At 37.0% G+C, this 23,864-nt stretch carries 29 protein-coding genes and 1 pseudogene; 13 read left to right on the plus strand and 17 right to left on the minus strand.

From position 1 onward, the window contains the following. The first annotated feature begins 20 nt into the window (after positions 1-20). The 5 genes and pseudogenes from AC6EIY_RS06215 to AC6EIY_RS06235 all read left to right on the plus strand — a co-directional run bounded on the left by AC6EIY_RS06215 (position 21) and on the right by AC6EIY_RS06235 (position 4,138). Complete coding sequence (locus tag AC6EIY_RS06215; protein WP_498506111.1) at positions 21-1,403, plus strand: CobW family GTP-binding protein; 1,383 nt, start codon at positions 21-23, stop codon at positions 1,401-1,403. Then, positions 1,391-2,464 (plus strand): WD40 repeat domain-containing protein, encoded by a 1,074-nt coding sequence (locus tag AC6EIY_RS06220; RefSeq protein ID WP_498506112.1) that lies wholly within the window; start codon positions 1,391-1,393, stop codon positions 2,462-2,464. Before AC6EIY_RS06215 ends, AC6EIY_RS06220 begins: the two co-directional genes overlap by 13 nt. A 126-nt stretch (positions 2,465-2,590) precedes the next feature. Next, complete coding sequence (locus tag AC6EIY_RS06225; protein WP_498506113.1) at positions 2,591-2,752, plus strand: hypothetical protein; 162 nt, start codon at positions 2,591-2,593, stop codon at positions 2,750-2,752. Between the two features lie 433 nt (positions 2,753-3,185). Continuing rightward, positions 3,186-3,816 (plus strand): annotated as a pseudogene (locus tag AC6EIY_RS06230) (2OG-Fe(II) oxygenase). Between the two features lie 166 nt (positions 3,817-3,982). Beyond that, positions 3,983-4,138, plus strand: coding sequence for a hypothetical protein (locus AC6EIY_RS06235; RefSeq protein WP_498506114.1), 156 nt, complete (start codon positions 3,983-3,985; stop codon positions 4,136-4,138). Positions 4,139-4,210: 72 nt separating this feature from the next. On the opposite strand, the gene AC6EIY_RS06240 is transcribed toward AC6EIY_RS06235, so the two are convergent. Continuing rightward, positions 4,211-4,402 (minus strand): DUF1830 domain-containing protein, encoded by a 192-nt coding sequence (locus AC6EIY_RS06240; protein WP_498506115.1) that lies wholly within the window; start codon positions 4,400-4,402, stop codon positions 4,211-4,213. A gap of 191 nt (positions 4,403-4,593) precedes the next feature. On the opposite strand from AC6EIY_RS06240, the gene AC6EIY_RS06245 reads away from it, so the two are divergent. Both AC6EIY_RS06245 and AC6EIY_RS06250 read left to right on the plus strand, forming a co-directional pair. Continuing rightward, on the plus strand, positions 4,594-4,722 hold the full coding sequence (locus AC6EIY_RS06245) for a DUF8638 family protein (protein WP_498506116.1): 129 nt from the start codon (positions 4,594-4,596) through the stop codon (positions 4,720-4,722). 340 nt (positions 4,723-5,062) lie between these two features. After that, positions 5,063-6,064 carry a porin gene (locus AC6EIY_RS06250; RefSeq protein ID WP_498506117.1) on the plus strand — a complete coding sequence of 334 codons (1,002 nt, stop codon included), beginning with the start codon at positions 5,063-5,065 and terminating at the stop codon, positions 6,062-6,064. Positions 6,065-6,160: 96 nt separating this feature from the next. On the opposite strand, the gene AC6EIY_RS06255 is transcribed toward AC6EIY_RS06250, so the two are convergent. The 4 genes from AC6EIY_RS06255 to rbp form a co-directional block, all read right to left on the minus strand. Next, positions 6,161-6,292 carry a hypothetical protein gene (locus tag AC6EIY_RS06255; protein WP_498506118.1) on the minus strand — a complete coding sequence of 44 codons (132 nt, stop codon included), beginning with the start codon at positions 6,290-6,292 and terminating at the stop codon, positions 6,161-6,163. A 58-nt stretch (positions 6,293-6,350) separates the two neighbouring features. Next, the gene (locus tag AC6EIY_RS06260) at positions 6,351-6,536 is read right to left on the minus strand and encodes a hypothetical protein (RefSeq protein WP_498506119.1); all 186 of its coding nucleotides are present in this window, start codon (positions 6,534-6,536) and stop codon (positions 6,351-6,353) included. A 224-nt stretch (positions 6,537-6,760) separates the two neighbouring features. Continuing rightward, positions 6,761-7,033: a hypothetical protein gene (locus tag AC6EIY_RS06265; protein WP_498506120.1), complete on the minus strand. Its 273-nt coding sequence runs from the start codon at positions 7,031-7,033 to the stop codon at positions 6,761-6,763. A 158-nt stretch (positions 7,034-7,191) separates the two neighbouring features. Beyond that, the gene (gene rbp, locus AC6EIY_RS06270) at positions 7,192-7,440 is read right to left on the minus strand and encodes an RNA-binding regulator (RefSeq protein WP_498461518.1); all 249 of its coding nucleotides are present in this window, start codon (positions 7,438-7,440) and stop codon (positions 7,192-7,194) included. A 195-nt stretch (positions 7,441-7,635) separates the two neighbouring features. On the opposite strand from rbp, the gene rpsU reads away from it, so the two are divergent. Both rpsU and AC6EIY_RS06280 read left to right on the plus strand, forming a co-directional pair. After that, positions 7,636-7,812 (plus strand): 30S ribosomal protein S21, encoded by a 177-nt coding sequence (gene rpsU, locus AC6EIY_RS06275; RefSeq protein WP_011295405.1) that lies wholly within the window; start codon positions 7,636-7,638, stop codon positions 7,810-7,812. 32 nt (positions 7,813-7,844) lie between these two features. Then, positions 7,845-8,069, plus strand: coding sequence for a hypothetical protein (locus AC6EIY_RS06280; RefSeq protein ID WP_498506121.1), 225 nt, complete (start codon positions 7,845-7,847; stop codon positions 8,067-8,069). 34 nt (positions 8,070-8,103) lie between these two features. Here the strand turns inward: AC6EIY_RS06280 and AC6EIY_RS06285 are convergent, their stop codons facing one another. Continuing rightward, complete coding sequence (locus AC6EIY_RS06285; RefSeq protein ID WP_498506122.1) at positions 8,104-8,622, minus strand: AbrB family transcriptional regulator; 519 nt, start codon at positions 8,620-8,622, stop codon at positions 8,104-8,106. A 290-nt stretch (positions 8,623-8,912) separates the two neighbouring features. Here AC6EIY_RS06285 and AC6EIY_RS06290 point away from each other — a divergent pair, with 290 nt between their 5' ends. Then, entirely contained in the window at positions 8,913-10,526 is a 1,614-nt protein-coding gene (locus AC6EIY_RS06290; protein WP_498506123.1) for a photosystem II high light acclimation radical SAM protein, read from the plus strand. On the opposite strand, the gene AC6EIY_RS06295 is transcribed toward AC6EIY_RS06290, so the two are convergent. From AC6EIY_RS06295 to AC6EIY_RS06305, 3 genes are read right to left on the minus strand one after another with little or no spacing between them, the layout of a single operon-like run. Further along, on the minus strand, positions 10,448-11,299 hold the full coding sequence (locus AC6EIY_RS06295; RefSeq protein ID WP_498506124.1) for a CPBP family intramembrane glutamic endopeptidase: 852 nt from the start codon (positions 11,297-11,299) through the stop codon (positions 10,448-10,450). The genes AC6EIY_RS06290 and AC6EIY_RS06295 overlap by 79 nt on opposite strands. A 44-nt stretch (positions 11,300-11,343) precedes the next feature. Then, complete coding sequence (gene clpS / locus AC6EIY_RS06300; protein WP_498508163.1) at positions 11,344-11,655, minus strand: ATP-dependent Clp protease adapter ClpS; 312 nt, start codon at positions 11,653-11,655, stop codon at positions 11,344-11,346. Between the two features lie 59 nt (positions 11,656-11,714). Beyond that, positions 11,715-12,938 carry an LL-diaminopimelate aminotransferase gene (locus AC6EIY_RS06305; RefSeq protein ID WP_498506125.1) on the minus strand — a complete coding sequence of 408 codons (1,224 nt, stop codon included), beginning with the start codon at positions 12,936-12,938 and terminating at the stop codon, positions 11,715-11,717. Positions 12,939-13,330: 392 nt separating this feature from the next. Between AC6EIY_RS06305 and AC6EIY_RS06310 the strand changes: the two genes are divergently transcribed. Both AC6EIY_RS06310 and AC6EIY_RS06315 read left to right on the plus strand, forming a co-directional pair. Beyond that, positions 13,331-15,205, plus strand: a complete 1,875-nt coding sequence (locus tag AC6EIY_RS06310) for an Rne/Rng family ribonuclease (protein WP_498506126.1) — start codon at positions 13,331-13,333, stop codon at positions 15,203-15,205. 2 nt (positions 15,206-15,207) lie between these two features. Then, a complete protein-coding gene (locus tag AC6EIY_RS06315) occupies positions 15,208-15,795 on the plus strand; it encodes a ribonuclease HII (protein ID WP_498506127.1) in 588 nt (195 codons plus the stop codon). A gap of 9 nt (positions 15,796-15,804) precedes the next feature. Here the strand turns inward: AC6EIY_RS06315 and AC6EIY_RS06320 are convergent, their stop codons facing one another. Then, a complete protein-coding gene (locus AC6EIY_RS06320; protein WP_498506128.1) occupies positions 15,805-16,317 on the minus strand; it encodes a DUF1997 domain-containing protein in 513 nt (170 codons plus the stop codon). Between the two features lie 56 nt (positions 16,318-16,373). Here AC6EIY_RS06320 and pheA point away from each other — a divergent pair, with 56 nt between their 5' ends. Continuing rightward, on the plus strand, positions 16,374-17,204 hold the full coding sequence (gene pheA, locus AC6EIY_RS06325; protein WP_498506129.1) for a prephenate dehydratase: 831 nt from the start codon (positions 16,374-16,376) through the stop codon (positions 17,202-17,204). A gap of 1 nt (position 17,205) precedes the next feature. Here pheA and AC6EIY_RS06330 read toward each other — a convergent pair whose 3' ends face one another. The 7 genes from AC6EIY_RS06330 to rpsL form a co-directional block, all read right to left on the minus strand. Further along, entirely contained in the window at positions 17,206-18,138 is a 933-nt protein-coding gene (locus AC6EIY_RS06330; protein ID WP_498506130.1) for a methyltransferase domain-containing protein, read from the minus strand. Between the two features lie 2 nt (positions 18,139-18,140). Next, complete coding sequence (locus AC6EIY_RS06335) at positions 18,141-18,803, minus strand: LON peptidase substrate-binding domain-containing protein (RefSeq protein ID WP_498506131.1); 663 nt, start codon at positions 18,801-18,803, stop codon at positions 18,141-18,143. Positions 18,804-18,863: 60 nt separating this feature from the next. After that, the gene (rpsJ, locus tag AC6EIY_RS06340; protein ID WP_498461530.1) at positions 18,864-19,184 is read right to left on the minus strand and encodes a 30S ribosomal protein S10; all 321 of its coding nucleotides are present in this window, start codon (positions 19,182-19,184) and stop codon (positions 18,864-18,866) included. A 120-nt stretch (positions 19,185-19,304) separates the two neighbouring features. Next, positions 19,305-20,504 (minus strand): elongation factor Tu, encoded by a 1,200-nt coding sequence (tuf, locus tag AC6EIY_RS06345; RefSeq protein WP_498506132.1) that lies wholly within the window; start codon positions 20,502-20,504, stop codon positions 19,305-19,307. Positions 20,505-20,545: 41 nt separating this feature from the next. After that, a complete protein-coding gene (fusA, locus tag AC6EIY_RS06350; protein ID WP_498506133.1) occupies positions 20,546-22,621 on the minus strand; it encodes an elongation factor G in 2,076 nt (691 codons plus the stop codon). A gap of 104 nt (positions 22,622-22,725) precedes the next feature. Continuing rightward, on the minus strand, positions 22,726-23,196 hold the full coding sequence (rpsG, locus tag AC6EIY_RS06355) for a 30S ribosomal protein S7 (protein ID WP_498461533.1): 471 nt from the start codon (positions 23,194-23,196) through the stop codon (positions 22,726-22,728). Positions 23,197-23,244: 48 nt separating this feature from the next. Then, the gene (gene rpsL / locus AC6EIY_RS06360) at positions 23,245-23,619 is read right to left on the minus strand and encodes a 30S ribosomal protein S12 (RefSeq protein WP_011824478.1); all 375 of its coding nucleotides are present in this window, start codon (positions 23,617-23,619) and stop codon (positions 23,245-23,247) included. Positions 23,620-23,864: the final 245 nt, after the last annotated feature.

The raw sequence follows: 23,864 nt of genomic DNA on the forward strand, positions 1-23,864 counted from the left end.
CCGATCGTTAATTAAAGAAAATGAGCAACAAGCAAAAAGTACCAGTGACAATACTGACTGGTTTCCTTGGATCAGGCAAAACGACACTACTTAATCGAATTCTGAGCGAAGAGCACGGTAAAAAAATAGCAGTTATTGAAAATGAATATGGTGAAGTTGGTATTGATCAAGGATTAGTAATCAATGCGGATGAAGAGGTCTTCGAGATGTCGAATGGTTGCATCTGCTGCACCGTCCGGGGAGATCTTATTCGTGTACTAGGAAACCTCATGAAGAGACGAGACAAGTTTGACTATGTATTAGTTGAAACTACTGGTCTTGCTGATCCTGGCCCAGTAGCTCAGACATTTTTCATGGACGATGAAATCCGTGATGAGTTTTCACTTGACGGCATAGTCACACTTGTTGATGCAGCTCACATTGAACAACAACTTGGTCGAAGTGATGAAAGTTCCGAGCAAGTTGCCTTCGCTGACGTCCTTGTTCTAAATAAAACTGATCTAGTTTCAGATGAATCACTCGACAACTTAGAGTCCCGGCTACGCGATATGAATCGTATGGCTCGTGTAATACGTAGTAAACAAGCAGACGTCTCAATTGATACTGTTCTAAATCTCAATGCTTTTGACCTGGATCAAGTACTTCAGCGACGTCCAACTTTTCTAGAACCAGAGTATCCATTTGAGTGGACAGGTGTGTTTTCACTTGAAGAGGGTCGTTATGCGCTTACGCTCGAAGAAGGTCCAGACCCTACCATGTCTCTTGTCCTGTTATTAGACCAAGGCAAGGATGAGTCATCTCTAAACACAGGTGCTGAATCATGCGTAAGACTCTATGCCGAACAAGAACAACCTTTACATCCTGGCGACATAGTCCCCGTGGGGAAGCACGTAAGCCTTCAACTTCAATCAGAAGGTACTAAGTCCTTCCTAATAGACATTGACAAGTCAAGGGATATAGGTCTATTCACTCAACATACTGCCGAGGAATTCAATTTAAAAATAACGAAAGGAAGGTCCTCAACTGCTGACGATAAAAATAATGCTCAAAACACCTCCATCATCTCTCCAATTGCTGAGAGAGTTTGGGTAGCAGAACACGAACACGATGATGAAGTAGGTTCTTTCGCTATCGAGCGAGTAGGTGATGTAGAGCCAGAGAAACTAAATAGGTGGCTAAGTCGACTCTTATCAGAGAAAGGTGTCGATATATTCCGCACGAAAGGATTTATTAGTTATGCGGGTGAATCGAGGCGAATAGTTTTTCAAGGAGTACACATGCTCTTCACAGCTCAACCTGATAAAGAATGGGGCAATGAACCTCGCCGCAATCAACTTGTATTCATCGGTAGAAATCTTGATGAAGCAGAAATGAGCAGGGAGTTTGATAAATGTCTGGTATAGAAGCATTTAGTCCCAAGGGAATGCTGCACGAAGGTTGGTCTGCTCAAGTTGACGACTATGCAATTGTCTGTGGATGGGCGTTAGGAGGTCAAATCTTTTTAGTAGGTGATGTCGCTGGTGGGCTTTACGCATTTGAGGGAAAATCTGGAAAGCTCATTTGGCAAACAAGAAACACACATAAAGGTGGCTTACTAGCAATGTCTATTCATCCAGATGGAAATGCTTTTGCTACTGCTGGCCAGGATGGACATGTGTATTTATGGGAAAGTCATGAGGGTAAGTCAACTAACAATTTGGAACTTGGGAAAGGATGGGTTGAGCACATCAAGTGGTCCCCAGACGGAAAATTTTTAGCAGTAGTTTTTACTAAATACGTCTATATTTTTGATGAAAAAGGTAAAGAGCACTGGAGATCAAAAGCACATCCCAGCACTGTAAGCGCGATTGCTTGGTCTAATTCAAATGAATTAGCAACAGCATGCTACGGCCAGGTAACTTTTTTTGATGTAGTTAGCAACAAGGTCAATCAAAAATTGGAATGGCAAGGTTCACTGGTATCAATGGTGCTTAGTCCAGATGGAGACATAGTGGCATGCGGTAGTCAGGATAATTCTGTTCATTTCTGGCGTCGTTCAACTGATCAAGATTCAGAGATGACAGGCTATCCAGGTAAACCAAGCCACCTAGCTTTTGATCAAACTGGCACAGTTCTTGCTACCGGAGGTAGTGATCGCGTGACAGTTTGGAGTTTTCAAGGCGATGGCCCCGAGGGCACTGTGCCAGGAGAGTTAATTCTTCATACTGAACCCATTTCCTGCCTTGCTTTCTCACACAACGGAATGCTTTTAGCTTCTGGCGCACGTGATGGTTCAGTTTTTTCTTGGTTTCTCCAAAAAGATGGTCAGGGTGATCCAGTTGGTGGTGCATTTGTAGGGGACCTTGTAAGCCAAATTGCTTGGCATCCTGATGACACTGCCTTGGCTGCAATAAATGCAAACGGAGGAGTTAAGGTTTGGGATTTTAAGGTTCGGACAAAAACGGCACCTCAAGGATTCGGATAGGGTCAAAATTTCTTATTTCCAAGAGATAAACCAAAAGTGCTCAATTACTTGGCTAGAAAATCAATGATTCAACAAGAGGAGTTTTTACTGATGTATAAATATTCCACATAACTTATATATGTTTATATGCCATCAGAGGACTCAATGAAAAAAACAATTCTTTGGCTTCAAGAACTACTCATTTCAATGGGTAATGCTCTATTTCATCCTTATAGAGATAACTCACCTCCAAGTTTTGAGGCACAGCCCTTCAGAGACGACCCATATAAAAACCGAGGAATTGCGTAAGGAAAGGCCTAGGTTTTTTTTTTAATTTCGAAGAGAGGTCCAAATGGGCCTCTTTTTTATTCCCTATTTACCAGAAGAATAAGTAACGACCGAACCAAAAGAATTAGAAAATGTGCTTTAATACTTTAATGAATGCACCGATTAAGAAGAAGTTAAGCACTGGCAATCCTTGCGTTAACTTAAAAAAAACTGACAACAAAAAACCCACTTGGTATTTTGAAGTAGAAGGTAGCGGTCAGAGAAAGAGATATTTAAGATCGCTCAAAGAAAAAACTAATGCTTAATTTATAGCCTTTTTACTAAAATCAATTCAACTAAGTCAACACAACTGCTAGTCAATCAAGAAGGGAAAAGTCCATACCAAAATTTTATAAAATTGATACTTTCAAGCGATTTAGATTATTCCAAGATCAAAAAATTTAAAAAAAATCGAATGAATTTAATAGCTAGTTATAGAAATAAAGGTTTTGAATCTGTTGCAGATGGTGTGATGTCGTTTTTCGATCGTCGCACTGACTTGCATCACAATGGAATCGCCTTCGGTAATGGAGCAAATAATGATTCAGATCCTGCAAAGATTTCTACTGATATCAGCCTTGTAGCAATAGATAGATCTGATCCAGAATCATTTGCTTTGTCTGAAGTAATAGTAAGAGGAGTCAATGCTGGACTTCAAAAATACCTTCAAGAACGACCACTTTTTAGCGAATGTGCTCCAGAAAAATCTCTCTTTGTTAATCCCATTTTTAACTTACAACGTTATGCTCCTGGGGAAGGTTTTAAGAAATGGCACTGTGACTGGACTATAAGCGAAGAAGCGACCGAACCAGTTAACAGAGTCTTAGCATGGATTTTGTATTGTAATGATGTCGATTCAGGAGGAACAGAGTTTCATTGGCAGGAATATCATGAGACTGCTGAACGAGGAAAACTAGTTTTTTTTTCCCGCTGGGCTTACACATATACATAGAGGTCGTGTCAATAAGACTCATCCAAAAACTATTGCGACAGGTTGGATCAATGCTGGTTCAAGAGATTCATACATTTCTAGACTAGCTCGCTAGTAAATTAGTTATTTTATTCGTTTAATAAATCACGAGTTTCGATCTAAATTGATAATAATTTTTAAAGAAGCTTCAACAGATTGGGAATATGTTGTGTATCATCTAACAACGTTCGACTCGACTTGAGTCGCAGTTAGATTCAAGCCATGGAACGGGGACTTGAACAATGCACATCAATTTAATGGCTGAGCTAACTTACAGAGGACTTAAGTACACACAAACTAAATCCGACAAAAGGGGACAAGAATTGCATTTGCAATATTGTGGTCATGAAATCATGAGCAAGAGAATCCATGAAGCCATGAAAGCCGAAATGGGTTAGATAATAAGTCAAAAAAACTTGCTTAACTTTGCAAGATATCTATTGCTTTGAATAATTAAATACTCACAGAAATTAACCTGCAACTGGGCCTTCTTTTTTAGAAGCAGATACTCTGAGTCGTTGCTCTAAATTTGGCCCATAAGACTCTATACCCCAAATTTCTAAATTAGAACCTTCTGGTGCCATAGAAGAAAAAATTTCTTGGGGGAAAATAGCTCTTTCTATAAAAAATCTATCTGGTCCAATGCATTTCAATATGACCATACTAGAGCTAAGATTTTTGTATGAGAAATCAACCATAACGTACTATTATTTGGCGAAATTAAAACAAATAAATATAAAAGTATTTGTACTTTTTTATACCAAAAACAAAGATTAAAGTATAAAATAAAATCAAAAAAATCCGCCAAGAACCAACCCTTTAGGGCCGGTTAGCTACAAAAAGAAAAAAATTCATGCTCTCCACCACAACAAGAATTCGAATTCAAAACATACTGAAAAAACTAGAAAGTGATCAATCAGTTATTTTAGAAGAGCGAATTTTTCTAACTAAATTATCCAGTATCTCTTATGTCGTATCGTAATGGGTTACAGCTTCTTTAGGTCCTGAGGCTAACTCTATAGATAATGATTAATCATTAGAGTCAAGCAGCTTAATTTTTCAACCTTTTCATTAATTAGACTACTCCGACCCAAAAATGGGTATTCCATTAAATAATTATTTTCTGTTTCTTGCAAGAAAATGCTATCCAAAAATTTCTTTATAGAATTCGATAAACTAATTTTAAATTAAAAGGCCAAATATTCATACAAATCAAAATTGTATTCGTCGTTACTAAATATTTTTTAATAGTGTTATTAAAAATACATCTTATTTAATTGTTAATAACGAAAATAAATTGATCTTAATTTTGTGAGGACACAATGAAGCTTTTTCAACGTTTATTAGTAGCTCCTGCTGCCTTGGGCCTAATGGCTCCTGCTGCAGTTAACGCAGATACTGCATTCTCATCTACCACATCTCTTTCTGGTGGTGCTTATTTCACTGTTGGTTCTGTTTCTGACGGCGGAACAACAGACACTGAAGAAGAGCTTTATATGCAATATGCATACAGCCTTGATGTATCTTCTAGCTTCACAGGCGAAGATCTTTTCTACGCAGGTATCGTAGCTGGTAATGCTAGTGGCCCACTCGCAAGCATGGATAGTGCTGAGACAGGCGATCTAGATGTTCAGTCTTTATTTTATGCATTCCCAGTTGGCGATCTAGAAGTAACTGCTGGTCCTTTGGTTGATCAGGATGATGTTGTTGCTGCAACACCATCTGCTTACTCAGATGCTTTTAGACTAGGTGCTATGCCTTACTCTTTAGCTGGTAACGAAACTGGTCCTGGTGTTGCTGTTGCTTACTCTAACGACAACGGCGTAGTTGCTTCTGCTAGCTTCATCTCTCTTGGTGGTACTGACGCAACCAAAGGTATCAATGCTGATGATGCTGATGATGTTTCAACTTTCACTCTTGGCTACAACGGAGACGGCTTTGGTGGCGGTCTAGTAATCGCTTCTAACGACGGCGATGCTGGCGCTGGATACGACACATTTGGTGGTGGTATCTACTACAGCCCAGAGTCAATTGATGCAACATTCAGCGTGGCTTATGACACAAATGATCCAGAAACTGGTGCTGATTCAACTGATTTGTTCATCGGTGTTGACTACGAAGTTGGTCCTGGAACATTAAGTGCTGCTTACAACACAACTGATGTTGATGGTAGTGATTCTTTAGATTCAACAGGATTTGAAGTTTCTTACACTTATGCATTGAACGACAATGTATCTATCACTCCTGGTTTCTTCACAGTAGAAGATACAAGTACTGGTGATGATGATTCTGGTGTTGTTGTTGAAACTGCATTTAGCTTCTAACCCTGCAAAGTTAGACAAAAGCCTCCTGTTGAATCAGGAGGCTTTTAATATATAGAAAACAAATTTCAGACTTTTAATAAATAATAATAACTAATATTATTCAAGAGGTTTTTTCTTTTTTCTTGAATTTGATCTAATTTGATTGGATTTGATTTGCGCTTCATAAGCATCGAGTTTCTCTATTCTCACAAAATCTTCATATGGGTCAGAAAGATTTCTTTTTTTCATGTCTTTTAGTTTTTTTTATATAAAAGTTATCGGTAAAAATTGAGCATAATTTTCTCTTTTATGCAGCTTTATGACTTCTTAAGCCCCTATTATTGCTGCCTTTAAACCATCTCATTTGATGAGTAATACGATCCCCATTGGGATAAAAGTAATTAAGATTTTCAATAGTTTCGCTTGTAATCACCTTTTCATATTCATTAACAATATCTTGAGAATAATCAGTCTTGTTTTGATTAAATTGCATAAAAAATAATTTGACTAAACTATTAAAAACAGTAAATTCATAAATTGATGTCCGTAATGAACAAAGTAATGATTTTCCAACGAAAATTATCCAATCAGAAAAATTAACTTTCTAAAACTATTTTTCAAAATCAGTTATTAATTCAAGTTTAATTCCTCATACCTAAAAAAGACAGCAATTAGCTGTCTTTTTTAGGTAAAAAATTAATTTTGTCTATTTTTAACTTAGAAATATTTAAACGGGAAAAATATCTTATCAGGGCCTGCAAGCATGACTGAAGCAGCAATAAGAGCAGTTACTACTTGAACACCAATAAATTGTTTTTGAAGATATTTATATGAACCAGTTTCAGAAAGCTCAACTGATGGTTCATTCTCAGGTAATCCATAATAATAAATTTGAGAAATCTGAAAAAAGATAACCAAACCTGCTATTGCAGCTAAAGGATTAAACCCGCCAAATGTGATTGTTGAAAAAGGAATTGTTGAGTAAACCATTAAAAAAGGCATTGCTCTGAACTGCTTATCATTACAGCATTAATTTGAGAAAATGCTTAATTCGCTAATAGACTGAAATCTAAAACTAATTAAAATTCAAAAAATACAATTAATCGAGTTGCAGACAGCTTTATTTTGAGTGGCATGAAAAATTCAGGTTAACTATTTTTAGGTCTAGCCTTTGTAACCCTAATAGCTCTACCCATCCATTCAACATCTTGAAGATCATCGATTGCTTTTTGTTCTTGAGCATCATCGCCCATATCAACAAAAGCGAACCCTCTTTTTCTTCCTGTTTCCCTTTCTAATGGCAGCTTACAATTAGTAACTTCACCATAACTGCTAAAAACACCAACAATATCTTCGATCTCAGCATCAAATGAGAGATTCCCTATGTAAATAGTCATTGGGTAACGGACCTATGAAGAAATAATGAATGGTCCGAAAAGGGGAAAACCTCAATGATTTGGCTAATAAGCAAAACTTGAAGAAAGCTATTTGGATAATTCAGTTATGACTCTAGATCTTTTTCTCCCAAAAAGGACAAAACAAAAATATGCTTTATCGTCCTGTAAAATTATCTAATAGAATTTTTTATCTTTTTGACTCAAGTAACTGTTGGAGAAAACGAAGGCATCGAATCAGCACTTCGCCGCTTTAAGCGTCAAGTTTCCAAGGCCGGCATCTTTGGAGAATTAAAGCGCCTGCGTCATCATGAGACTCCTGTTGAAAAATATAAGCGTAAATTGCAACAAAGACGTAGAAGTAGAAGAAGATAAATAAAATTAGAAAGTTCTACCTAGGAAATCAAATGCAAAGAGAAAACTGTTGGGTTTGGTTCAAAGGTTCAATCAAAGATGGAGGGATATGGAAGGGAGGATTCACTTATCAAAAAGATTGTAATCCTGGAGTGCTTATTCAAAATCCAGGATATGTACAATGTCGAGTACCTGACTGGAGAATTAGCACTACAGAGCCCCCAGATAAAACAATAGGACCAAAGATACCTGAAAATTCTGTTTGGAAAATTTTATAAATTCATGAATCATCTCAAACTTTTTTACTAAACTCTAATTCAGGTTCACACCAAAAAGAGGAGCTAGATACTTAACAACAGCTGGAGTGATTAATAAAACAGCTATCAATCTAAATGCATGGATTGCTGCTACGGCAGCTCCTACTCCAAGATCTGCTCCGACTAGACTCATTCCGAGGGTCCCTCCAGGAGCAGAACCCAACAAAGCTATCAATGGATCAACTCCAAACAAACGTACTACCAAAAACCCAACCAAGAGACCTGTAAGAATCAAAGTAAAAGTAATTACCATAGCTGGCTTCCAAAGAGTTTGTAGCTCTGAAAGAGTATCTCGATTAATTCCAGTGCCAATAACTGTGCCCACACCAATTCCAAGCAAAGTTTTGGTACCCATCGGCCATTGAGCAGGCTCAAATTGACCACTTATGCTTAAGCATCCTGCCGCCAAAATCGAGCCCAGAAGAGGAGCCGCAGGGATGCCAGTTAGAAGCATCAAACTTCCAAGAGCAGCGCCACTGAGCATGTATATAATCAAAGTCATTGGAGGATTCATAATCCAATCGTTAAAGCAATAAATTTAGTCTGGTCTATTTTTTGTTTTTTCAATCAATTGATCAATATCAATTAAAAAAGCGTCAATAAAAACTTTTCCTTTAAATTAGTTGTAGATCATCAAAATTGAAAAAAATATAAAAACGCCTCCATAACTAAGTTTTGCCTAAATTTTAAATGGGCTTGAGTTTTTTTGCTTCTAACCATTACTCTAATTTTCATTCAAAAAGGTCAATAAATTGTTAGTGTTTGTCGTAAAATGATTATTTTTCGTTGTCAATAGATGTCCTGATGAAAGCAAATCTGACTACTGAGTTAAAACTTCTTGGACCTAAACCAAGGGCAAAGGTATTGTACGTCAGACTCCCTTGTAATCCTATTTTCCCCATCGGACCAATTTATCTAGCAGATCATGTACATAAATGCTTTCCGAAAATTCAACAACTAATTATAGATTTAGCTTCATTACCAATTTTAGATGTCGAAAGAATATTGATAAGTAGTATTAAAAAATTTCAACCAACACTACTAGTTTTTTCATGGAGAGATATACAAATTTATGCACCTGTAGATGGAAGAGGTGGAAATCCATTACAAAATTCATTTGAAGTTTTTTACGCTCGAAACCCTCTCAAGAAAATTCGCGGTGCTTTAGGTGGTTTTCAACTATTAAAAAGTCATTATGGAGAGATATGGAGAAACCAAAGATTAATTAGAAAGGGATTAAAATATGCAAAGAAATATAATCCAAATGCTAATGCAATCGTAGGCGGAGGTGCTGTTAGTGTTTTTTATAATCAATTAAAAAATTCACTTCCCAAAGGTACTATTATCTCTTTAGGAGAAGGAGAGCTTTTAATAGAAAAATTAATAAGAAATGACTCAATAATTGATGAAAGATGTTTTATCGTTGGCGAGTCTCCAAGAGACAAATTGATTCATGAGAAGCCAAATAACATCATTAAAACAGCATGCGATTATGACTATATTCAATCTATCTGGCCTGAATTTAAATGGTATTTAGATGGTGGCGACTTCTATATTGGAGTACAAACAAAAAGAGGATGTCCACATAATTGTTGTTATTGTATCTACACAGTTATTGAAGGTAAAAAAGTAAGAATCAACCCAGTAAGTGAGGTTATTAAAGAAATCAAACAACTTTACAACCTAGGTGTTCGCGGCTTTTGGTTTACTGATGCCCAATTCATACCTTCCAGAGGACATATTCAAAACGCCAAAGATATTCTTCAAGCTATATGTGATGAAGGGTTGAATGATATTCATTGGGCCGCATACATAAGAGCTGACAATTTAGATGAAGAATTAACAGAGTTAATGGTTAAAACAGGTATGAGCTATTTCGAAATTGGAATAACTTCTGGATCTCAAGAACTTGTCAGAAAAATGAGAATGGGATACAACTTAAAAACAGTTCTGAAAAATTGTGAACTTTTAGCAAAAGCCGGTTTTAATTCACAGGTTTCAGTAAATTATTCATTCAATGTTATAGACGAGCGTCCAGAAACAATAAGACAAACAGTTGCTTACCATAGAGAATTAGAGAAGATTTTTGGTGCTGATATTGTTGAGCCTTCTATATTTTTTATAGGACTTCAGCCACATACTCTACTCGAGGAGTATGGACTAAAAAAAGGTTTATTAAAACCTGGGTATAACCCCATGAGTTTAATGCCTTGGACAGCAAGGAAACTTCTCTGGAATCCAGAACCAATGGGCAAAGAATTTGGAAGAATTTGCTTGGAGGCCTTTGATAAAAATCCAAATGATTTCGGTAGAACTGTTATGGACTTGTTAGAAAGAGATTATGGGGTTTCTTCGTTAGACGAAGCATTAACTGTCGAAGCTAAAAACCGGCCGGTTCTAGAAAAAAGTCTTCGTTGAAAGAATATAGTAATTAACAAAACTATTATCCCAAAGACACTTCCAATCGGATTCACCATACTTTTGCTTGGTCCTATTAAAAAATAAGGAGTATCAATAGAAAAACTTACCATTCCTGAATCAATAAGATACCAAATACTAACCAACCCTCCATGCAAACCTACACATCCCCATAACGAACCTCTATCAATAGTTCGTCTTAAAGTTAGAACTATTCCAAATAAAAATAGACCACTCAAAAAAGGAATTAAAGCTAATAAACCAATATCAGATCTATAATGCGCAAAACTAAAAATTACAGATTGAAAAATCATTCCTCTTCTAAAACCATACAGAAGAACCATTTCCTCCATTAACCATCCACGAAAAATTATTTCTTCAGCAAAAACAATACCAGCTATTAATAATGTTGCATTTATTAGTTGATCAAACTTGATATAGTCAATTCTATCAATCCAACCACATAATAGCAAAAACAGAAAAAGAATAATTATTAAAAAAATTGAAAATATAAATCCACTGAGAAATAGTTTTAATGATGCAAATTTATTTTTAAAATCTAATCCTATAGATAGCCATAAGTGATCAGTTTTCCATCTAATTTTTCCCCAACTTGGTAAAAGACTTAGAAATAAAATGAATGTAATTATGGTGCCTATTATACTTAACTTATTGGAAGTAATATCTCTATAAAAAAAGGAAAAAAATTGACTAATAAACCATCCTGCAGGATATAGAAACAAAAAAAGAGAAAATGTTGGTATCCATTGCATCTTTTGATGCAACCAACTATTCCAAAACCTTTTAATTGATGATTTCAGCTTTCTATTTCTATAGAACTTGTTAGGCCTTTTGACTTTAAAGATTCAGAATAAAATTCAGCAGGTTCTAAGTCACAGACTATAACAAGTCCTATACCAGTTTTATGCGTTTCCAACATAATACTCAAGGCATCCTGTTCACTTAATTGTGGGACAACCTGCCTTAAAGTTTCAACAACATAATCCATTGTATTGACTGGATCATTGTGAAGTAAAACCTTATACTTGGGTGATAATTTTCGAACTCGCTGAACTTCCCTATCAATAACTGCAGTATCACCATCTGTTTTATTTGTAGAATCAACCATAATTAAACTGCCGGGATGAACAGCACTTTTTAAGAAGGAACATACCATGAGATTACGCATTAAAGTTTTACGATCTTTTGCATAGCTTTTTCGACATTTTCTCTACTGTTGAAGGCGGACAATCGAAAATATCCTTCCCCAGCAGCTCCAAAGCCACTTCCTGGTGTGCCAACGATATTTGCATTTTCTAGTAATAAATCAAAGAAATCCCATGAGCTCAAGTTATTAGGAGTTTTAATCCATGCATACGGGGCATTGATTGCGCCAAAAACTTCAAATCCTGCGGAAGTCAAATTGGCTTTGATTATTTGAGCATTATCCATATAAAAACTTACTAATTTTTTGATTTGAATTTGCCCTTCTTCAGAATAAACGGCTTCCGCACCTCTTTGAACAATATAACTGACTCCATTGAATTTGGTACTTTGTCGACGATTCCATAAGGACCACAAATCAACTTTTTCATCACCTGCTTTACCTTCTAAAGACTTTGGAATAACTGTAAAAGCACATCTTGTCCCTGTGAATCCTGCATTTTTTGAAAAAGAACGAAACTCAATTGCACATTCTTTAGATCCCTCAATTTCAAAAATCGAATGCGGAATTGAGTCATCTTTAATAAAAGCCTCATAAGCAGCATCAAAAAGAATCAAAGAATCGTTTTCTCTTGCATATTCAACCCATGAAACTAATTGTTCTCTTGTTGCTACTGCCCCAGTTGGGTTGTTAGGGAAACAAAGATAAATTAAATCAAATTTTTCTTTTGGTATTTCTGCCACAAATCCATTCTCTGAATTAATTGGGATATAACTTAAACCTTTATATTCTCCAAATGAGTTTGCTTCTCCTGTCCTTCCCGTCATGACATTTGTGTCAACGTATACTGGATAAACAGGATCAGTTACGGCTATTTTATTAGCCTTACCAAGAATATCCAAGATATTGCTGCTATCACATTTGGAGCCATCTGAAATAAAAATTTCCTCTGGTGAAATTTCGCAACCCCTAGATAAATAATCATTCTCAGAGATACTTTCGCGAAGCCATTGATAACCCTGCTCTGGTCCATAGCCCTTGAAGCCCTCCAAGGTTCCCATTTCTTCAATAGCTGCTTTCATCGCTTCACGACAAGCCAAAGGCAGAGGCTCAGTAACATCACCGATTCCGAGCCGGATTAAATCAATATTGGGATTCTTAGAGTTAAAGTCTTTAATTCTTCTAGAAATCTCTGGGAAAAGATAGCCTGCTTTTAATTTCAGGTAATCAGCATTAACTTGTACCACTGGAAAATCGGTAAGATTTAATTCAAGGATAATCCCTGAAACACCTTTAAATCTCCAAACATAGTTTATTCCATAATTAAGAACTAATTTTTTAAGAAGATCAGATCCTTAAATTATTAACCAAAAAGTGATCTTGTGTTAGTATATTTTTAGAGCAAAGAAAAGGGTTTAAGCCCTTAATGTTCTTAATTAACGCCAGATTTTCTTAAAGGGACACCTAAATTAAACGCTGGCAACTCCAGCATTTTCAACCGGACTATATTTAATTCCAATTCCGAACAGTATTCAAAAATCTCTTTAATTAGGCTTGGCGTCATAACTATCAAAATGTTCTACTTGCAGTTTTTCTGCTAATCAATTTTTTAATAGCTTGAAAAAGCTCAACATTGTATATGCCCCAGCAAATTGTGATTGCTGAGCATTTGCGAATTGCCGCTCTGCTCACTGATGAGAAAATAGATGAATTAATCGTGGCTCAAGGTAGCTACCAAATCGGAGATATTTTCTTAGGGACAGTTGAAAATGTTCTTCCAGGGATAGATGCTGCTTTTGTCAATATTGGTGAGACAGAAAAAAATGGTTTTATTCATGTTAATGATTTAGGTCCACTTAGGTTAAAAAAAGCAACTTCAGGAATAACAGAGCTTCTCGAACCAAGGCAAAAGGTTTTGGTTCAAGTAATGAAAGAACCTACTGGATCAAAAGGACCAAGATTGACTGGGAACATCGCTCTACCTGGAAGATATCTCGTACTCCAGCCTTATGGGCAAGGTGTAAATATTTCTAGAAGAATAAGTACAGAAAGTGAAAGAAATCGACTTAGAGCATTGGGAGTATTGGTCAAGCCTCCTAGTACTGGGCTTTTAATAAGAACAGAAGCAGAAGATATTTCTGAGGAATTTTTAATTGATGATCTTGAAAATCTTCTCAAGCATTGGGAGCTTATTCAACAAGCCTCTGAGAGTTGTACCCCACCAATTCTTTTAAATAGAGATGAAGACTTTATTCAAAGAATTCTTAGAGATAATATCGGCCAAAATGTAACTCAAATTGTAGTAGATAATACTGAAGCAATTGGTCGAGTTAAGAACTTCCTTGGCAAGGATAATAAAGAATTAGCAATAGAGTTGCATAGTGATTCACAAAATATCTTAGAAAAATATAGAGTTATTTCTGCAATTAATGATGCACTAAAACCTAGAGTTGAGCTCCCCTCTGGCGGGTATATAATAATAGAACCAACAGAAGCATTAACGGTTATAGATGTTAACTCAGGCTCATTTACACGATCTGCAAATTCTAGAGAAACAGTTTTATGGACTAATTGTGAAGCAGCCATAGAAATAGCAAGACAATTAAAATTAAGAAATATTGGTGGGGTTATTATTATTGATTTTATAGATATGGATACGAGAAGAGATCAACTGCAATTATTGGAACATTTCACATCTGCCATAAATGGAGATTCAGCTAGGCCACAAATTGCTTCGCTAACAGAGCTTGGACTTGTTGAGCTAACGAGAAAAAGACAAGGTCAAAATATATACGAACTATTTGGGAAAAACTCAACTCATTCCCAAGGTCAAGCTCATCTTCCAAATATCACTATTCAAGACATAAATCCGACAACCTCATCAGAAGCGGGTGTGATCGATTCAACTTTAATATCAAGTGAAGAAATCCAACCTTCACAAGAGAATAATTTAAAAAAGAGGCGTATAAATAAGACAAAAGATATAGACACAAATCTAATCAACGAAGAAAACAAACTATCAATAGACAATTCGAAATCTTTCTCCAAAGAGAACATTGGAGATGATATTTCTAAAGAGATCAAAAATAAAAAACAAGAAAATAAATTAATAAATATAAATATGAATGAGCATGAGGAGATTGTATATAGCTCAATGGGATTTAACCCCATCTTAATTTTAGATGAGCCTCCATTATATAAAAATTATACGGTTAATATAATTCGTCCTGGAAATCAGGAAAGTGGAAAAGAGATTAATAAGATTCTTGAGGACGATCAACAAAAAAACCTTGTTCAATCTGATACTAAAAATAATTATGAAGATATGATTCCTCTTAAAGTAAATAACACCATTGAGAAAGATCTAATTACCTCTGAAGAAAAAGAACATACCGAAGGAAAAGATATTAATGTTTCCTTTGATGAAGAAACAATTGATTTAAACTCTTGTGAATCAAAAGAAGTTACTGAGGATCCAAGACGAAAGAGAAGAAGATCATCAGCTTCTTCTTGAGCATGTGTAATTATAAATATCTGATTGCGGGTGTTGATGAAGTAGGCAGAGGTTGCTTATTTGGCCCTATTTTTGCAGGGGCTGTGATATTAAGCAAAGAAAACGAATCAAAACTCTTATCTCATGGTTTAAAGGACAGCAAAAAATTAAGCCCCAGGCAAAGATATAAATTAGTTCCTTTAATCAAAGAGAACTCAATAGCCTGGTCAATAGGCCAAGCTTCAGCAAGAGAGATTGATAGTTTCGGCATCCGTGAGGCTACTGAAAAAGCAATGGTAAGAGCATTAGAAAAATTTTCTTCCCCACCAGACTTACTTCTGGTAGACGGAATACTACCCATTCGCCTGTGGGCAGGAAAACAGAAAACACAAGTTCGAGGAGAGAGTCATTTCCCTTCAATTGCCGCTGCCAGCGTTTTAGCAAAAGAAGCAAGAGATGAATTAATGAAACGACTAGCTCCTTTATACAGTTTTTATGGACTAGAAAAAAATAAGGGTTATGGAACTGCATTCCATAGAAAACAATTAATCCATTCAGGCGCAACAAGACTCCATCGAAAAAGTTTTCTCTCCAGACTGAAAATGGATTAATTTTGGTAACTAATTTTCATTACACCAATTTTTAAAGTCAGCAATTAACTGCTTCTGAACTCTGCTCTTTATTCCTAATAATATTCCATTCAATATCGAGTGCCCAGTGGTCTCGAGCATTTTGGGAGGAATTAATCTCAATAGTTGAGGCTGACTAACTGTTACGCCTAAAAGCGCTTCCCCTTCAAGACTTGATGGTTTTGCCTCCAAAGTTGCATCTAAGGTTAAATCAAAATCATCAACAAACCCTAAGCCTTCTAGATGACTTTCAGTGACATACATTCTTATTTTTCTATCACTATTTTCTACTCCTATTGATACCACTGGATTTATCTGAAGTTGAAAAACCTTAAAACTTGTGACTTCGTACTTAAAGCTCCCTGGCCCCAAAGGAGTCAATTTTTTTGGATCAAGCATTGCTCCTACAACTCTTTCCTGTTGTAAGAGATAATCAGATAGTTGCTCCTCATTTTCTTGAACAACTAGATCAATTTTTTGTCGTGCTGTAAAGGCAAGAGCCATTATCAAAAACTTGCTCAGTTTGATCTTATCGGCATTTACCCCTTTTTTTTATTCTAATGTCAACTCGAGTGGCTTACCTTGGACCCAAAGGAACATACGCTGAGAAGGCCGCAAAAGCCCTAGCAGCCTTAGAAAATATTGACTCACCACAGTTCGCTCCATGCAAAGGATTAAGATCTGTTGTGGAAAATCTTGCAAACAATCTTTGTGAAGCAGCCGTAGTACCAATTGAAAATTCAGTAGAAGGTGGCGTTACTACAACATTAGATTCTCTATGGATACATAAAAATTTATTTATTCATAGAGCCTTAGTACTTCCCATCAAACACTCATTAATGAGCAGCGGATCATTATCAACTATTTCAGAAGTCCTCTCTCATCCTCAGGCATTAGCTCAATGCAGCCAGTGGCTAAATGACAATCTTCCAAATGCAGTTCATTTGCCAACTAATTCAACAGCAGAAGCAATAAGGATGGTCAAAGGAAGCTCATTTAGAGCAGCAATAGGATCCAAAGATGCAAATGAGGAACTCAATATTCTTGCTTATCCTATTAATGATATTGAAGGCAATTGCACTAGATTCATTCTTCTGAGAAAAAAGAACATTAAAGTTGATGGCAATAAGGCAAGCATAGCTTTTTCTCTTAAGTCAAATAGTCCAGGTGCATTACTTAAAGCATTAAATTGCATAGCAAATCTGGGTCTCAACATGAGTCGAATTGAATCTCGTCCCTCTAAAAGAGAACTAGGCGAGTATGTCTTTTTCATAGACCTTGATTTAAATAATTCTAGTGAAAAAGACTTTACGAAAATAACTGAAGAGTTATCTCCACTTTGCAATCAAATAATCAATTTTGGATGTTATTTCAGTTCAGAAGCTGAGTAATTTATCCTCTTGACTTGAAAACTCCAAATTTCATCAAACCTGTTGAGAAAGACCATCTCATCATTAAAATTGTTGGTATTTCTCTGAATGCTTTTAGTAAAGATCTAAAGCCTAATTTCAATATAGATGAAGGTCTTCTAAACCCTTCATATATTGATTCATTCCAAGATTGAATTGTATATTTCGTCCAATTAGAGGTTTCTACAGAGCCTCCACAATAAGGACTATTTAATAAATTTTTTTGGAATCCTTCAATACTTGAAAATTCAGGATGTGTCCATTGAACTAAAAGTTGATGCATAATGAACTTTTCCAAGAAATTTAATGGATTCTTTATTGAATCTCTTTGATTCCAATCTGCTATTGCCAAAATGCCACCAGGTCTAAGTACTCTTAGCATCTCATCTGCATAAGTTTGTTTATCAACAATATGAGGCCCCGCTTCAACGCTCCAAACACCGTCAAAGCTTCCTTTCTCAAACTTCAAGTCAAGAGCATTCATCACTTCAAAGCGACAAAAGTCATTATTGGTAGTTAACTCATTTGCTCTTCTAATTTGTGCCTCACTAATAGAAATACCAACAACATCAAATCCATAATCATTAGATAATATTCTTGAACTTCCCCCTATCCCGCATCCCACATCTAATATTCTTGATCCTTTTGGTAATTTATCCAAACCACTCCAACGCACTAATTCGTGAACAAAATCAACCTTCGCTTTTCTAAAATCCTTTTTTGATCTTGGTTTTTCGTAAAAGCCTAAATGAATATGCTCCCCCCAGAGATTTTCTAGTAAACGGTCATTAGTCCAAGAATCATATGAGGATGCAACAGTACTAACAGACTCATATTTACGACTTCCCCTGAGCCATTGAGTACTTAAAGTTAGTATAAAGAAAAGGCTAAATATAAAAAATAATATCCATTGCATAATTAATTGTTGGCTTGATCTGCGTTTGAGAAAGTATCTTTTAAAGCTGTTCTTGCAGCCAGTTGCCTTCTAGTGTGATCAAGAAGTTCATATTCTCTTTCCAGTCTGTGATAAGTATTTGTTAATTCTAATAAATTTTGCTGTTCACTCGCTACGGGACCTCCAAGATGAGCTGCGATCCAAAAAGACAATTCTCTGGGGATATCCGGCAAAGAATCAGGGAGCTCTTTCTCTGATTCAGTTAATTTTGAGGTTAGCGAAACGACATCCCTAAGGGCAATAGAGACGGAATTCTTAAGTTCTAAAAGTTTTTTTTGATCTGAAGTTTGATCATCATCAACCCAACTAACTAAGGCGTTAATAAAAGGCGTTTCAGTAATGATTTCTAGGATTCGAAATCTTTGTTGTCCAATAGTAACAATATTGCTTCTTCCATCTTGTGAAGTTTGATGCTTAATGATCTCAGCACAACAACCAACATCAGCCATTTTTTTCGCGATTGGATCCCATCTAACTACTCCAAAACGGCTGTCTGACTTCAAAACAGATTGAAGCATAACCCTATATCGAGTCTCAAAAATATGAAGAGGCAAGTACTCCTGAGGAAAAAGCACAACCTCAGGCAATGGGAAAAGTGGTAGCTCCCTAACTGAAAGTTCGCTCAAATGGGTATTCCTAATTAAACATATCCTAGATAATCAATCTCTTGTTTGAGAGAAAAAGATCTAGAGCTTAACTTCTATATCAACTCCACTTGGGAGGTCCAACTTCATTAGAGCATCTATAGTCTTTGCTGAAGGGCTGTAAATATCAATAAGGCGTCTATGTGTTCGTGTTTCAAAATGCTCTCTGGAATCTTTATCAACATGTGGGGAACGCAGAACACAGTAAATTTTTCGTTTTGTAGGTAGAGGAATAGGCCCTATTGCAGAAGCAGCTGTTGTATCTGCAGTCTCTATTATTTTTTCACAAGACAAGTCAAGCATTCTTCGATCAAAAGCCTTGAGGCGTATGCGTATTTTTTGCTGTGCAATTGCAGTTGACATAATTGAATTACCAAAAGCTAATTAGGTTTTCGAGGTTCTTTAAAATATGAACTGATTAGTTCATTTGATTAATTAATCTAGAGGATGACCTGAATAAATTACAAGTCATCCTCAGAGCTATCACTCAATAATTTTAGAAACTACTCCAGCACCAATAGTACGTCCACCTTCGCGAATTGCGAATCTCATGCCTTGCTCTATAGCCACAGGTGCAATCAATTCCCCTGTCATTTTTATTCTGTCACCAGGCATAACCATTTCAACATTGCTTCCATCATCAGATGTAAATGCAGTAATTTGACCTGTTACGTCAGTAGTACGGATATAAAACTGAGGACGATAACCAGCAAAGAAAGGGGTATGGCGACCACCTTCTTCTTTTTTTAATACATATACCTCACCTTCAAATTTAGTATGAGGCGTAATCGATCCTTTCTTAACAAGAACCATTCCTCTTTCAATATCTTCTTTCTGAACACCGCGTAATAAAAGACCAACGTTATCTCCTGCCATACCTTCATCAAGAAGCTTTCTAAACATCTCAACACCGGTAACAGTTGTGAGTCTTGTATCTCTAATTCCTACAATTTCAACCTCCTCACCTACAGTTACTTTTCCTCTTTCAATTCGACCTGTAGCGACTGTTCCACGACCAGTAATTGAAAAGACGTCTTCAACCGCCATTAAGAATGGCTTATCAACTTCACGTTCTGGCTCAGGTATTGAAGCATCAACAGCAGTCATCAACTCATCTATTTTTGTCTCCCAATCAGTTTCGCCTTCTATAGCCTTCAATCCTGAAACTTGAATAACAGGTATATCGTCACCAGGGAAATCATAACTTGTAAGGAGTTCACGAATCTCCATTTCGACAAGTTCGATCATTTCTTCATCATCGACCATGTCACACTTGTTGAGTGCAACCACCAATGCTGGAACACCAACTTGCTTAGCTAAAAGAATGTGTTCTTTAGTTTGAGCCATTGCTCCATCAGTCGCAGCTACAACAAGGATTGCACCATCCATCTGGGCAGCTCCTGTGATCATGTTCTTTACATAATCTGCGTGGCCTGGACAATCAACGTGAGCGTAATGCCGCCCATCAGTTTCGTATTCAACGTGAGCAGTATTGATTGTGATTCCACGCTCTCGCTCTTCTGGGGCACCATCAATATCTGCATAGTCTTGTTCTTTGGCTTGACCCTTCTTGGCTAAAACCTTTGTAATTGCAGCAGTAAGGGTTGTTTTGCCATGGTCAACGTGGCCAATAGTACCTATGTTGACGTGAGGTTTGTTCCTCTCAAACTTCTCGCGAGCCATTTTTTTTAAAGAATCGGGGGATGGTTAGTAAATTTTAGAGATCAGGAATTGCCCTGATTCTTGGAGATAATTGCTTCAGCAACATTACGAGGAACTTCCTCGTAAGTGCTGAACTCCATTGAGAAAATACCCCGACCTTGAGTCATTGATCGGAGTTGAGTGGCATAGCCAAACATTTCGGCTAATGGCACTTTTGCCTGGACTTTGGACTGCCCATCATCGATGGACTGACCTTCGACCTGGCCTCGTCTAGAGGACAGATCTCCAATTATAGAGCCTAGGAAGTCCTCAGGGACTTCTACCTCAACTTTCATCATAGGTTCTAGAAGGACAGGATTGCACTTCTTGATTCCATCTTTGAAAGCCATTGAGCCAGCAATTTTGAAGGCCATTTCTGATGAATCAACATCATGATAAGAGCCATCAACCAAAGTGACTTTGACATCAATAAGAGGATAGCCTGCAATCACTCCAGATTCACATGTTTCCTTCATGCCAGATTCCGCAGGTTTAATATATTCCTTTGGAACTGATCCCCCAACAATTTTATTGACAAATTCAAATCCAGTGCCTGGCTCACCTGGCTCAACTTCGATAACTACATGTCCATATTGACCTTTACCCCCTGTTTGTCTCGCAAACTTTCCTTCTCCTGAAGAACTGGCTCGAATAGTTTCACGGTAGGAAACTTGTGGAGCACCAATATTTGCCTCAACCTTGAATTCTCTCAACATTCGATCAACCAGAATCTCTAGATGAAGCTCACCCATTCCAGCGATAACAGTTTGATTTGTTTCTTGATCAGTACTTACTCTGAATGTTGGATCTTCTTCGGAAAGTGAGGTTAAAGCTTTCCCAAGTTTTTCCATATCGCCTTTGGTCTTAGGTTCAACAGCAACCGAAATAACAGGTTCAGGGATAAAGAGCGTTTCTAATACAATTGCTTCATCAGAAGCACATAACGTATCTCCAGTGGTTGTATTTTTAAGTCCTAGTACGGCTCCAAGATCCCCCGCCCTTAGTTCATCTACCTCTTCACGGTCATCAGCTTTCAAAATAATTAGTCTTGATATTCTCTCTTTGGCATCCTTGGTTGAATTGAGAACATAACTTCCTTTCTCAAGAACGCCAGAATACATACGTACAAAAGTTAATTTCCCGTATGGGTCTGCCATTACCTTGAATGCAAGCGCGCTAAATGGTGCAGAATCATCTGAGGGCCTTACAGCTTCTTTCCCGTTAGGAAGCAGACCTTGAATAGGAGGCACATCAACGGGGGCGGGTAGATAATTAACAACAGCATCAAGAAGCAACTGAACACCTTTATTTTTAAAAGCTGAACCACATAACATTGGAACTAAGCCATGTTTAAGAACACCCTCCCTTATCCCAGACTTCAATTGATCAACAGTTAACTCACCATTTTCTAGAAAAGCGTCCAGTAATTCCTCATCAGTTTCAGCTATCGACTCCATTAATTTAGAGCGCCAATCAGAAACTAAATCAACCATGTCGGAGGGAACCTCAGTCTCTTCAATATCTTTGCCTAAATCATCTTTATATATATATGCTTTATTACCTACAAGATCAATAATACCTTTCAGATCATTCTCGGCTCCTATAGGTAATTGAATTGGCACTGCATTAGCTTTCAATCTGTCTTTGATTTGTCCATGGACCTTTAGGAAATCAGCGCCTGTTCTATCCATTTTATTAACAAAAACCATCCTTGGGACGGAATATCTATCGGCTTGTCGCCAAACAGTCTCGGATTGGGGCTGAACGCCGCCCACAGCACAAAAAACAGCAATAACGCCATCAAGTACTCTCATCGAACGTTCGACTTCGATTGTGAAGTCAACGTGTCCAGGCGTATCAATAATATTGATACGGTGATCATCCCAAGTAGTTGAAATTGCTGCTGCAGTAATTGTTATGCCTCTTTCTCTCTCTTGGGCCATCCAATCGGTAACTGCGGCACCGTCATGGACTTCACCCATTTTGTGTACAACACCCGAGTAGAAGAGAATTCTCTCAGTACAAGTGGTTTTACCAGCATCAATATGTGCAGCAATCCCGATATTTCTTACTCGTTCCAAAGGAAAGGCTCGTGCCACAGAAAATTCTCCGACTAAAGGGCTTTAAAATGCTGGTGGACTCTACAACTCAGCATGCAAAAAAAGAAATATTTTTTGAAATTGAATAGAAAAATTTGAAAAAATCAGTAGCGGTAATGTGCAAAAGCTTTATTTGCTTCAGCCATTTTATGCGTCTCTTCCCTCTTTCTCACTGCGTTCCCAGCCTCATTAGCTGCATCCATGAGCTCCCCAGCAAGTTTTTGAGCCATGCTTCTACCATTTCTTGATCTTGAGAAATTTACCAACCATCTGAGGGCCATCGCAGTCCCTCTTTCTTGACGGACCTCCATGGGAACCTGATATGTAGCTCCGCCTACTCTTCTAGCTCTTACTTCAACAAGAGGAGTAACATTTTTCACTGCTGTTTCAAACAATTCAATGGGATCCGAACCAGTTCGTTCGTTAATCAAACCAAAAGCATCAGAAAGAATTCTTTGAGCTGTTGATTTCTTACCGTGCTTCATCAATCGATGGACCATCATACTTGCCAAACGATTATTGAACTGAGGATCAGGGAGAACAGGTCTTTTTTCTGCTGCGTTTCTTCTTGACATGAAATTAAATTTGTATAAGGGAGAAATTCAATGAATCAAAAATAAGTTTTATTCCTTGGGAGATTTAGCTCCATATTTTGATCTTGACTGTCTACGGTCTTTAACCCCAGCAGTATCAAGAGTTCCTCTGACTATGTGATATCTCACACCTGGTAGATCCTTAACTCTTCCACCCCTCAGCAAAACTACAGAGTGTTCTTGAAGGTTGTGACCGATACCACCTATGTAAGCAGTAACTTCAAAACCTGAGGTTAATCTGACACGAGCAACTTTTCTTAAAGCAGAGTTAGGTTTTTTGGGAGTTGAGGTATAAACCCTGGTACAAACGCCTCTCCTTTCTGGACAACCTCGCAAAGCAGGAGATTTGGTCTTTGTTTTTAGAGTCTTTCGCTCTGTTCTTATCAACTGTTGAATGGTTGGCATTAATTTTATATTTGGTCTGAGTTCGACCAGATTCAACAATTGTCTAGATTACTCGGTCAAGCACCCAAATTAGGATTTTTTTTTAATTAACATTTTATTTTTATTCAGGTTTAAGCATAAGGGACGAATTTTTAAAGAAAGTATTGAAGAAAAAACTTGATGGTCGACAAAAATGTTTAAGATGTAACTCTAGGAACTATCAAATCAATCTAATCATTCATTTCAAAGCTTACCGATAGCACTTT

The organism is Prochlorococcus sp. MIT2304 (assembly GCF_059772405.1).